Below are 12,304 nucleotides of genomic sequence, written 5' to 3'. Positions count from 1 at the left end.
ATAAGTCGTGGAGAAATTCACAAAATTATAATAAATAAAACTCCTTTCAGACGTGCTGAAAGGAGTTTTATTTATTCTTTAAAAATCTTATTTCGCCGGAACACTATTGAAGTTAAGAGCTACTTTAATGTTCATATCCGAACTCGTTTGATTTCTCAACTCATAGACCGTTCTTACCGTAAGTCCGGAGCTTTTTACAATTTCATCCAGAAATCCTGTATCATTCAAATCCAGGTTCAGGCTGGAAGAATTGGTAGAGATATTGGAACGGGAGGCAATAAGCCTTTCACCGGTTCCAGAAGATGAAATGTAAATCTTAATAGCTTTGAATGCACTAAGATTTCCTCCTGAAGGAGATGCCACAGAAATTTTTGCTTCTGAAATCCTTACATCTTTTATCATAGCATTGTTATTTCCTCCAAACCAGGTTTGCACATTGGTAGCAGTTGCTGTAGAGGATACTTCTTTGTCAGCAGGCACACCGGTAGAGACTAAAACATTGGTAGTGTATGGAAATGTATTCTGAACCAGCGACTGTACGGTTCCGCAACTTACCAGTACAGCTGAAGCGGCCATTGCTGTTAGAACTATATTTTTCATAATATTAAATTTTTAATTTATAATAGGGTTTGCAGAAATTATACCAAATTGAGAATAAACTATTCAACACTTACCGTAAAGTTTCCTTTCGTATTTCCTGAAGCCATATTACTTTTTCCTATAATCAGCCATACCTCTCCTTTTCCGGGAGTTTCATAGGTAATTTCTCTTCCGAAAGGTCCGTCATAATCACCATTAGGAAGTTTTATCTGATTAAAACGGATATTGAAATCTTTATCTTTGGTAGAAATTTTGGCTTTGATATTCGGCTGATCATAATGGGTAAGTTTTAAAATCAATTCCTGATCATCTTTGGTAAATTCTTCTCCTAAGGTAAACGGAAGCTGGGAAGCATCAGCTGTTCTTACAATCTGGCCTTCTTTTTCGCTTCTCATTACTCCTTTACGCAGAACTTCTTTAGTAGCAGGAGCATTGTTAATAATTGAATCTCTTTTCTTCAATGCTGCAGAATCTGTTTTTTGAACAGAATCCGGCATTTCTGTTACCACTGTAGAGTCCTTACCCGCAACATCCGGTACATTGGCTTCTTTTTTACAGGAAATAATAATCAATGGAATTAACAACAAGCTTTTTTTCATAATAATTAATCTTTTAATGTTTCATAATAAAGAATGCCCGAGAGGAACGTTCTGGATTTTTCTTTATTAATTTTTTTCAGGACATTCTTCTTAAGCTGACTATCCTTCTTTTCATTTGCATATTTCAGTAAAGCGCTTTCACTAAAATTCACCGAATCGAAGTGATAGGTAATGACAAAGTCCTTACGTTCCCTATTCCGGGAAGTGATAAAACCACCCCAGTTGATATAACTACAAGCCAAAATTGTTCCATAAAGATACCAGGCCATGGTGTTAAACAGGAAAGCATTTCTCTTTTTCTTTTGAATTTTAATACAGGTCAGGACCAGCCCGGTTAAAGATAAAAGCAGAAAAGCGAAAACTCCCAGCCTCTTATAAGTAATCCCATAATTTATGATGTACTCATAGTTCTTCGCTCCTGCTGACAATACAAGAATGGCATTCAGGAAAATCCAGATTTTAGCCAATATTTTCATTGTTCCTGCTTTTGGATCAAAATTAAAACCTGATTTAAAATAGAACATGATCACCAAAATCGCCATGATGATAGACATGATAACGGACCCTACTCTCTCATGAGTTTCTTCTGAGAGCTGTGCAGGCGTTTTTAAGGTTTCATAGAACTGCTCGTAGTTATAGGTTATGATAAAAAAAACCAGCAGGATATTCAGCAATAAAAAAGAAATGATCCCGCTCATTCTTTCAGCATCCAGATCAAGGAAGGAATAAGTTGCTTTTTGAATTCTATCTTTCTCCTGAAAATCATTATCCAATACATGGTGGATTTTATAGATTAATCTTTCAACGGCATAATTCCAATAATTAAAAGCAATAACAAAACCTAAAACGGTAAGGCAGAAAACCTGCCATAGATTGATATCAAGTTCATAATCCGTAAAAAATGCTGCAAAATGATCACTACCAGCAGCATATATCCCACAAAAAACGGATAAAAGCACCAGTGGAATCAGTATAAAAGCCAGTATTTTCTGCCATAATCCCGAAACATTCTTTTTGGGCAGCCATGCATCGAAATTGAAAATTCTGCAAATTGAAGTAAAGCCATTTACTACAAAAACAGGGATAAGAAAAAGAGGCTTCATCTTCCTGTTTCTTGATTTGTATCCCAATAAAAGCAGTGAACTTACCAATGCAATAAAGGAAGAAAAATCTCCATACCAGGCAAAAGCAAAACTTGAGAGAATACTCGTGGCCGTGAGGATGTTAAATGTGAGGGTCTTATTTTTTTCATTCGTTTTAAAAAAAGTTAAAACTGTATATAAAACTCCAAGAATCCCGAGGTTCAGCCCAAGGTCCTGTTCATAAAAAAGAATAACAAACAAGACTGTAGTGATTAATATATAATGATGTGTTTTCATTGTTGTAAAATTGAGGTCAACAAAAATTTTAGGATTGTGGGATATAGTAAGACAATGGGAATACTGGCAAGTAAAGAAGTACAAGCAGAGAGTCTTTTTCCGGCCAGACGGGTTTTATTTTATCCATATGAGGGTACTAATGCAGTACAACAGTTTCCTTTTGCTGAATAAAGTCTTTCAGATGTTGGAAATCCTGCCAAAGCAAGCCTTCAAAATCCCATTCGTGAAAGGCTCTCATATGCCGGCCCTTCCTATAAGCTTTCATATAAATTTTTATATACTCTGGTAATAGTAAGGTTCCCAATAGTATGGCGGCTAAAAGATGAGCATTGATCTTGCCATTCCCCAGCAACAGATACTGCATGGCAATTTCGTCCTCAAAATTGGTCCCACAACCTGTTATCAAATGATGCACATCATGATTTTCCATTTTGGGAATCATTGAAAAGCCGTGCTTTTTATAAAACTCTCCAAGTTTTCTTCCCAAAGAATCTTCCCTGAATTCCAGCAATTGTTTTTCAGTGAATTGCCACTGTCTTTTTTTCTTTTTAAAATATGTCCTGTAGAGCTTTTGGGTTTTCTCATACACAAAAAGCAGGAACCGAACGCGTATTTTTTTCATAATGTATGCAGTTAAAATATGAGATTCCATCCTATGATGGTATAAAGAACAGCAAATGGTATATTGATCAAAAGCATTGCTGCAGACCGGAAGCAGACCCTGCGTTTAGCTTTTTCAATGATCCCGTAGGCTAATAGTATTGCCAGTGCGACAAGATTAAAAACAGATCCGTAAATAATGAGCATAAATCCTGAATCGGCAAACCAGAATTCTTTGGTGATCATATAACCGAAAAGACAGATATTTCCTGCTAAAAAAAACAATCCGAATATCATTTTCCCAATGTTTAAAATGTTTTGATCTTTCATTGTGTATTTAAGTTTGGGTTAAAGTAAAAACAGTAATTTCCGGACGGACCATAAACCTGAGCTGAAAAGAATGTCCGAGTGCCCGATTGATGTACAACCTCCTTCCATCTTCCAGATCAATTTCCCCTGAAACGTACCTTTTATTTTTTACAGGTAATACAGGAGTGATAATTCCGGGGACCCTGCATTGTCCACCATGCGTATGTCCACTCAAAATCCAGCCCTGATAGCCGTTCCAGATATTCCGGTCACAGGCATCCGGATTATGGCAGAGCACAATATTCGCTTTTGATAAATCATATTGATTCATAACTTCTGAGGGTCGAAAATTGGGAGACCACAGATCATCAAAACCTATAAAATTCAGGCCATGACTATGCTGCTGATCATTTCTCAATATTGTAATTCCATAATCCCTGAGAATCCTGCAAATATTTTCTGCACATCCGGTATCTTTCCAGTTTCTGCCGTAATCATGATTCCCCAGAATTCCAAAAGTTGCCAATGATCCCATAACTGCTTCTTTCATTACCTTTTTTAAGTCTTCCTGTTCCTGCGCTGTTCCATGGTTTACAAAATCACCTGTGTAGACTACAAAATCAGGGTTAAATCCTTTAGCTTCCCGGAAAGATTTAATCAAAAAATTCCAGTCGAAGCGGTCCCCAACATGCAGATCGGAAATCTGCATCAGTATTTTTCCTTCCAGCCACTGAGGCAGATTTTTAACGGGAAGTTTTCTTTGAACGAATTCTACCCAGAAAGGTTCTACCTGCCACGAGTATAATGCAGGAAAAGCCCCTGCTATTGAAAGATACGTAAGTCTTTTAATGAATTCTTTTCTCGTCATATTAAATAATAGTAAATCTGGTCTAACTTCCCGCAAACGGACTTCCGAAAACTCCTACTGCCAGCTCGAGCCAGATCAATGCAAGGGCGAGTAAAATTAAAATGCAGGCCAATGTCTTCCGGCTTTGTTTTTTGATTTTATTTCTGACCAGGTTGATCAGAAAGGCCGTTGTAAATAATAAGACTCCTGCAATCAGGAAATCTGATGCCGACCATCTCACTTCACTAGAAAACAGATTCCCCAGCAATGGTATGCACAGTAAAATCAATGGAACAATGTAAATTGCGAGTGTTTTTTGTTTTTGTGTCATCATATTATTTTATTTTTATTATAAAGTACTTTGTATTTCAAAGTTATTTTTTAAAAAAATATAGGGTTAACGTCCTAATATTTTTTCCAATGCATCAAGATGTGCTGTAAAAGCCTGTCTTCCAATTTGTGTTACACGGTAAGAGGTTTTAGGCTTCTTTCCTACAAATTCTTTCTTTACTTCAATATATCCGGCTTTTTCCAAAGCATTACTATGGCTGGCCAGATTTCCGTCAGTAATTTCGAGCAAATTTTTCATTTCTGAGAAATCAACCCAGTCATTCACCATAAGAACGGACATAATGCCCAGTCTCACACGGCTTTCAAATTCTTTGTTGAGTTGATTTATTTTTATCATAATGGGGTAATCAGTCGCTTATTCGGCAGCTACTTTAAAAAGTAAACAAAAGAGCTGCAAATTTAGCTTTTATTTATATTTCTTGTGCATAATAAGTCCATAAACAATATGCAGAACGCCAAAACCAACAGCCCAGAATACCAGTCCCCATCCCAAAAAAAATAAAGCAAGTAATCCCAGGATGATTTCACAATATCCTAAATATTTAACATCCGGCAGGGTATATCTTTCCGCACTCACCAGAGCCAGCCCGTAAAAAACCAAAGTTGCAGGTGCAATCCAGACAAAAAGATGACTTGACAGGAGTGCCAGACAAAAAATTCCTCCTGTCACTAAAGGTACTGCAAAGGTTATTAAAAGCCGTTTTGTAGTAGCATCCCATATTCTCAGGCCTTTCTTTTTACTTTTATGAGCTGTAAAAATATATCCGCTGAGAATGGCGACAACTAAAATCACAATCCCGATAAGTGTAAGTTCCTTTACTAAAGCCGGAGCAAAGAAATTTCTATTTCCTTCAAAGTAATTGATTCCTTCTCTCTCTAAAACAAGGTATACGTATACCGCTCCGATCAGCGCTGCCAAACCAGCAACAACGCCGGATAACCCGCTTAGCGAAATAAACCTGGAAGACCGTTCCATCATGGAACGGATATGGGATAAGTCTTCGTGATAGTTTTTTGTCTCCATAAAAAGAACTTTGAATTACAAAGTTAATATTTATTTTTAAAATGCAAAATATTTTTTTGAAATTTCCATTGCTTGTTTATTATTCTGTTGTGCTAAAAAAAGGACCCCGCCGAAGCAAGGTCCTACAATATATTAAAAAGTGTTGATTATTATAAAGGATTCTGAACAACTAATGGATTTGCATTGATTTCTGCTCTTGGAATCAGAAATTCCCAGCGGGGATCAGTATTAGCAACTGTCATCACGTTATTGGTAACTACTGAAGAATGGTTTGCTCCACTTCTGTCCAGCCCCAGATTTAACCTTTTCAGATCCAGGAATCTAAAGCCCTCTCCCCAAAACTCCAGTCTTCTGCTGTTAAGAATTTCAGTGATATAGGCTGCTCCTGTACTTGTAGCTCCCGGATAAGCAGTATTCCTGTTTTTTGCAAATTCATTAAAAACTATTTTTGAACCAGCCTCATCACCTAATCTGGCTAATGCTTCAGCCTCTATAAGATACATTTCTGCAGCTCTCATGTAAGGCACATCCACTCTACTGTCCGCCTGGCTTGCAGCAAGAAATTTCTGACTTGTATAAGGAAACTTGGAATATGTTGAAGGCAATCCCAATGCCGTGTGTGCTCCTGAAGGATCAAAGTTTTTGGTTCTTATGTCCGTAGAAGGGAATGACAGAAATAGTTTACTGTTAATAGCCTTTGGAGCCTGTCGAATATTGGTTGAGTTAAAGTTTCGTGACATATAAGCTCCGAAGTTTGAAAATGTATCTCCCTGATCAGCAATAATCGTAGCTCCCCACATCCACTCATTATTTCCTGCAAGGCTATTAAAACCGGCTGTATATGTTGCATTGTCCATTAAAGGAAATCCTACTCTGGCAGATTTAGCTGCAGCTGCAGCTGCTGTATAATTCCCTTGTGTCAATGCAATTCTGGCTCTCAATCCAAGAACCACCTTATCATTAAAATGAGATTTCGTAGCTCTGGTTCCCGTAAGTCTGGCCGCTGCTTCATCAAGATCTTTATTGATCTGAGCATATACTTCTTCCACTGTATTTCTTGCCAGGGGAACTTCATTAGCTACCAGTCTGATGGGTACACCGAGCTGGGTATTAGCAGCGCCAGGTACATATCTTTTACCATAAATCTGAACCAGCATATAGTAACAAAAAGCTCTGAAAGCATAAGCTTCCCCAATAGCCATTTTTATTGTAGCAGCATCAGAAGCGTTTGGCGCAGGAACGGAAGGTCCATTAGCAATAACAAGATTGGCATTTCTGATAAGAGCGTAGTAAAACTGATAAGGGTAAAAATCATTGGATGCATTTTCATTTACCTGATCCTGCCATCTGACTGTAGAGACGTACCATCCATTTCCTGTAGATGGAAAGACCAGGTCATCAGCTAAAGCATCCATCATAATCATAATTCCACCCTGTCCATTTTGTCCTTGATTATCGTTTTGCCTGTAATACATATCTCTATGCATTCCATTAATAATGGCCATAAGATTTGAGGCACTTGAGTAAGCAGCCTCCTCTGAGGCAGCTGTAGTAGGATCCGTTTCAAGATAATCACTCTGACATGAAACCATTACTGTAAAGACTGAAAGAACAACAGCCCATTTTATATATTGCTTTTTAATACTTTTCATAATTTATTTATTTAAAATGACACATTAAATCCTATAGTTACTACTCTCGCCGGAGTATACCTGTTTGATGCTGTACCGTTGAATGCCTGAGCTGGCTCCAACCCTTTTCTCGCCGTTTTACTCCATAGATTTTCACCGGAAACAAGGATTTTTAAGCCTGACACTCCAAGCTGAGATAAGGTTTCAGGACTAAAACTATAGCTTAAAGTGGCCTGTCTGAATGTAATAAAATCCGAACTCACCAACCATCTTGACGAATTACCAGCATTTGAACTTGTATACGTTGAGGAGTTCAATGCAGGAACATCAGTAACCTGTCCCGGAGTAGTCCATCGATCCAAAATATCTGTGCTTAAAGCTCCACCTTGTGAGTAACTGGACATTAATGCGGCATAGTTGGAATCATACGTTTTTCCACCTATCTGATAGGTAAACATTGCAGACAATGACCATTGTTTATAAGTAATTGATGTTCCAAAACTTCCAAACAAGTCAGGAATGGCTGTTCCTGAATAATCATACTTTGCTTTATTAAAATTGGTTGTTACTTTAGTACCGTTAATTGTTCTGATATCTGCAGCAGTGGTATTTGCATATGCATCAGCAGCCAGGAATAAAGGTGAGCCATCTGCAGGATCTACGCCATACCATTGTCTTAACCAATAGTCATATACAGAATGTCCTACAGAAATCTTTTTTGTACCATTGATGATTTCCGTTATTCCGTTGGAAAGTTCTGTAACCTGGTTTTTAAGAGTGGATGCATTGGCATTGATATTCCAAATAAAGTTCTGGTTTCTGATAATATCTGCATTAATACTGAATTCAAATCCACGGTTATACATGGTTCCCACATTTCTGCTGATCGTATTATCCGGAACTCCGGAAGAAACAGGAAGAGGAACAGGAAAAATCAAATCTTCCGTAACCCTGTTGTAATATTCTACAGAACCTGAAATCCGGTTATTCAAAAATCCGAAATCAATTCCAAAGTCTGTTTGTTTGTTCGCTTCCCAGGTAATGGTAGGATCCGCCAAGAATCCAAAAAGAATTCCAGGTTCCTGAGCGTTATTATACCCTAAAGTATAAGTACTTTTATACATATAATAGCTATCTGTCCTGTCATTTCCGACTTCCCCATAAGAAGCTCTAAGTTTTAATTCGCTTACAAGGTTGGAATCATTTAAGAAATCTTCTCCTTTTAATCTCCATCCAGCACCTAAAGACCAGAATGAATCCCATCTTACATCTTTATTGAATCTTGAAGAGCCGTCCCAACGAATAGAACCTGAAAGCAAATATTTCGATTTATAATCATAATTCAATCTTGAGAATACACCTTCTTTTCTGTAATTATCTGATCGGGAAGTAAGGGATGCAGGTGTTACGAAATTGATCAGCTCATCATTATCATCAACGATTTGTCCTTTTTTATATCCATATAGATATTCATAGGTAAACTTATAATTTTCATGTCCTAAAAGGAATTCAAAATTATGATTTCCAAATTTTCTTTTATAATTCAAAAGCTGGTTCCAGGTAAAAGTTTGCTCTGTAAAGCTATACTTTTCAGCCGAACCGCCTGGAGCTGCATCACCGATAATTTTATTTCCATAAGTGCTTCTTCTGTTATTTCTAATGTCATATCCTACATTGGTAGACAAGGTAAGATAAGGGTCCAATTTGATTTCAGCATATGCTCTGGAAATAATGTAATAATTTTTAGAAAGATCTTTATTCAGAAGGGTTTCCTGAATTACGTTTCTTCCGGCAGCAGCATCTGCCCCTCTGGCACTTCCTGCATCATAAATCACATTTCCTGCATTATCATAAAGTGTTGCAAACGTAACCGGGTCATGAGCATACGGGCTATAGATTGGCCCCATTGTTCTGGTCCATCGGTATGGATTGATATATGCCGTATTATTATCCACTCCCTCAACAGAGTTATTTCCATTAGAGGAAACCCCACTTATACTTGTTCCTAACTTTAGCCAGCTTTTAACCTGGGAATCTACTTTTAACCTGGCCGTAAATCTTTCAAAGTCAGACTTTATAAGATATCCCGTTTCGTTGGTATATCCCACTGAAGAAAAGTAAGTAGTCGTATTGCTTCCACCACTATAATTTAACTCGTAATTCTGTCTGAAACCTGTATTCATTAAAGGCTTTTGCCAGTCCAGATCTGTATATCTCAGCTTTGCATCCGGGTTTAGAACTCCGTTTACAACCAACTGATTATCCGGAACATTAAAGACATTAGTTTTCAGAACTCCGGGGATCAACTGTGCAGTTGCATATGCATTGGCATCGGCCACAGTAGTACCGGGAACCGAAGTCATTCTTCCATTTCTTATCGATTCCCAGATTAAAGGATAATACTGATGAACATTTACCCGATCATATTCAGGGATAGATCTACCCACAGCACCTGTACTCATACTGAAATTAAATGAATCCTTTCCTTTTCTTCCTGATTTTGTAGTAATTAAAACCACCCCATTGGCAGCTGCAGAACCGTATAAAGATGTTGACGCAGCATCTTTCAGGATATTGAAGGATGCAATATCATTCGGATTGATCGCTGCCAGGGAGCCTGTGTACACAGTACCATCTACTACATATAATGGTGACGTTGTAATACCATAAGATCCAATTCCCCGGATCTGAATACTTGGTGAACTTCCTGGTTGACCCGTTCCGGTACTTACCTTAACCCCAGCACTGGCACCATCCAATGCCTGCCCGATGCTTGTTATCGGACGGTCCGCAAATTGTTTTGCTTTAATTTCAGTATTCGATCCTACCATGGTTTCTTTTTTCTGGCTACCATAGGCTACCACAACAATTTCCTCAATCTTTGTGTCCTGAGGTATTGTGTCACGTTTTGTTTTTTGAGCTTCTACCAGATGCCCTCCTACAAAGAATAACACCGCTGTACTTGCAAATAATTTTATTCTCATATTTAACATATTTTAACATATCGAACGCAAATATATGCAATAATAATTACTACAAATGCAACAAAAACATTAATTTAATTAATTAAATACATTGTATTTAAAATTTAAATACATATTTTGATTTTAGTTAAAAAAATAAACAAAAATTAAAAATACACACAGTGTTGAAAAACAAATACTCACATAAAACATGTTAAAATCTTAATCTTCTATCAAAAAAAACATATATTAAATAAAAAGATCCATATATTATATCAATTAATTTATAAAATCAAAATACAGATTATTAAAACTGATAATAACATAAAAAAATCCGGAGAAACTATGTTTCTCCGGATCCTTTTTATCAAATCCATCCTATTCAGGACCTCGAATATATTAAATCATTTTGCTCTCAATCGTTCTTTAATAGCCTCTATATTCTTCTTTGCTGAATCTTCCAGGATAAGACTGGCGCTCATATGAATTCTTGCCGGCATCAGTTCATTAAAATGTTCTGTTCCTTCCCAGGATACTTTTTTAATGAGGGCTAATGCATCGCTACTTCTGGAAGCTAATGTTTGTAAAAATTTTTCTAGTTTTTCGTCCATTTCTTGAATATTTTCCGAAACAGAATGATAAATATTATGTTGTGCCGCCCAGTCTGCAGACCTGAAGTCAGCATCAATAGCCATAGCAGAAAACTGAGACTTTCCTATTTTTCTTTCTACATAAGGACCAATAACAAAAGGACCAATTCCTAAATTGATCTCAGTAAGAGCCAAAGAAGAATCTTTTGTTGCAAAACAATAGTCTGCTCCGCAAGCAATCCCAACTCCTCCTCCTGTAGTTTTTCCCTGAACTCTTACAACAACAATTTTTCCACAATTTTTCATAGCATTGAGTACTTTAGCAAAACCACCGAAAAATTGAGTAGAAACTTCTAATTCATCAATTGCCAAAAGCTCATCAAAGCTGGCTCCGGCACAGAAGGCCTTTTCGCCTTCGCTTTTTATCAGGATTGCTTTCACCTCATCTTTACGTCCTTCTTCTAAAATAGTTTGTGCCAGTTTTTCCAGAATAGCTCCCGGAAGAGAATTACTTTTAGGAGTTCCGAATGTAATTTCGGCAATATTGTTTTTAATTTCTGATGCTACGAATTCGTTCATTTTTATTTTTATTGGATTCTTACAAAAATACTAAATACAGCTCTTCCAGAGAAACTTAAAGACTATAAATTCTGTTTAAATAGTTTCTTATAAAAGCTTGAAAATACACATTACGTAGAAATACGGACTCCCTAATTTGGTATTTTCTACTCTAGTTATGTTTTTCTATTCGTTGTTCCTTTGACTTACCCAATTAAATTTTATTTGGCGGAATCCGAAAAGCCATAAGAACAGAGTAGGAAAATTAAACTGAAAACTATTTATCATGGAAGAATACATTGGAATTATCAAATTATTTGCAGGGAATTTCGCACCCAGGGGATGGATGTTTTGTGACGGAAGTTTAATAAGTATTTCAAGAAATTCAGCTTTATTCTCTATTTTAGGAACCACTTATGGTGGAGATGGCATTACTACTTTTGCATTACCCAACTTAAAAGGGCGTATGGCCTTAGGGGCCGGAAATGTAAATGCCAATCAGTTTTATCCTTTGGGAGTGGTATCCGGTACTACGCAAAATACCCTTTTAGCTTCAAATCTTCCAAGCATCGGAAGTGGTTTTCAATTGAAAGTAGCTAATAAGAATGCCAACTCGTCCACACCTACAGCTACGTCATCTATTGCTATTTCAGGAACACAGGTAGGGAGAGATTTCAATGTGGTATCCAGCTTTGTAAACGATTCTAATCCTGACACCACCATTAATGCACAAAGTATCTCCTTTACAGGACAAAATTTACCAGTGAATAATATGCCTCCTTATTTGGGTTTAAATTATATCATCTGTGTTGAAGGTATTTACCCTCCAAGAGATTAATATTCATAGTACCTA

Annotated in this window: 13 protein-coding genes; 1 reads left to right on the top strand and 12 read right to left on the bottom strand. The window is 37.0% G+C overall.

What is annotated here, in order from left to right:
- Positions 1-87: 87 nt before the first annotated feature.
- The 12 genes from OK18_RS11020 to OK18_RS10965 all read right to left on the bottom strand — a co-directional run bounded on the left by OK18_RS11020 (position 88) and on the right by OK18_RS10965 (position 11,472).
- A complete protein-coding gene (locus OK18_RS11020) occupies positions 88-600 on the bottom strand; it encodes a hypothetical protein (protein ID WP_053328021.1) in 513 nt (170 codons plus the stop codon).
- Positions 601-659: 59 nt separating this feature from the next.
- Positions 660-1,199, bottom strand: a complete 540-nt coding sequence (locus OK18_RS11015; protein ID WP_053328020.1) for a hypothetical protein — start codon at positions 1,197-1,199, stop codon at positions 660-662.
- Between the two features lie 5 nt (positions 1,200-1,204).
- Positions 1,205-2,578, bottom strand: a complete 1,374-nt coding sequence (locus OK18_RS11010) for a DUF4153 domain-containing protein (protein ID WP_053328019.1) — start codon at positions 2,576-2,578, stop codon at positions 1,205-1,207.
- A gap of 136 nt (positions 2,579-2,714) precedes the next feature.
- Entirely contained in the window at positions 2,715-3,200 is a 486-nt protein-coding gene (locus OK18_RS11005; protein WP_050022710.1) for a Coq4 family protein, read from the bottom strand.
- A gap of 11 nt (positions 3,201-3,211) precedes the next feature.
- Positions 3,212-3,508, bottom strand: a complete 297-nt coding sequence (locus tag OK18_RS11000) for a hypothetical protein (protein WP_053328018.1) — start codon at positions 3,506-3,508, stop codon at positions 3,212-3,214.
- 7 nt (positions 3,509-3,515) lie between these two features.
- Positions 3,516-4,355: a metallophosphoesterase gene (locus OK18_RS10995; RefSeq protein ID WP_053328017.1), complete on the bottom strand. Its 840-nt coding sequence runs from the start codon at positions 4,353-4,355 to the stop codon at positions 3,516-3,518.
- A 22-nt stretch (positions 4,356-4,377) separates the two neighbouring features.
- Entirely contained in the window at positions 4,378-4,668 is a 291-nt protein-coding gene (locus tag OK18_RS10990) for a hypothetical protein (RefSeq protein ID WP_050020728.1), read from the bottom strand.
- Positions 4,669-4,731: 63 nt separating this feature from the next.
- Positions 4,732-5,022, bottom strand: a complete 291-nt coding sequence (locus tag OK18_RS10985) for a winged helix-turn-helix domain-containing protein (RefSeq protein ID WP_053328016.1) — start codon at positions 5,020-5,022, stop codon at positions 4,732-4,734.
- Positions 5,023-5,091: 69 nt separating this feature from the next.
- The gene (locus tag OK18_RS10980) at positions 5,092-5,709 is read right to left on the bottom strand and encodes a hypothetical protein (protein WP_053328015.1); all 618 of its coding nucleotides are present in this window, start codon (positions 5,707-5,709) and stop codon (positions 5,092-5,094) included.
- Between the two features lie 149 nt (positions 5,710-5,858).
- A complete protein-coding gene (locus OK18_RS10975) occupies positions 5,859-7,361 on the bottom strand; it encodes a RagB/SusD family nutrient uptake outer membrane protein (protein ID WP_053328014.1) in 1,503 nt (500 codons plus the stop codon).
- A gap of 11 nt (positions 7,362-7,372) precedes the next feature.
- Positions 7,373-10,324 (bottom strand): SusC/RagA family TonB-linked outer membrane protein, encoded by a 2,952-nt coding sequence (locus OK18_RS10970; RefSeq protein ID WP_128572280.1) that lies wholly within the window; start codon positions 10,322-10,324, stop codon positions 7,373-7,375.
- Between the two features lie 383 nt (positions 10,325-10,707).
- Positions 10,708-11,472: an enoyl-CoA hydratase/isomerase family protein gene (locus OK18_RS10965; RefSeq protein WP_053328013.1), complete on the bottom strand. Its 765-nt coding sequence runs from the start codon at positions 11,470-11,472 to the stop codon at positions 10,708-10,710.
- Between the two features lie 265 nt (positions 11,473-11,737).
- Here OK18_RS10965 and OK18_RS10960 point away from each other — a divergent pair, with 265 nt between their 5' ends.
- On the top strand, positions 11,738-12,289 hold the full coding sequence (locus tag OK18_RS10960) for a phage tail protein (protein ID WP_050020723.1): 552 nt from the start codon (positions 11,738-11,740) through the stop codon (positions 12,287-12,289).
- Positions 12,290-12,304 lie beyond the last annotated feature (15 nt).

Origin of the sequence: Chryseobacterium gallinarum, assembly GCF_001021975.1 — a bacterium.
GTDB lineage: Bacteria > Bacteroidota > Bacteroidia > Flavobacteriales > Weeksellaceae > Chryseobacterium > Chryseobacterium gallinarum.
The sequence above is the reverse complement of the archived record's forward strand: the minus strand, read 5'-3'. Positions and strand labels throughout refer to the sequence as shown.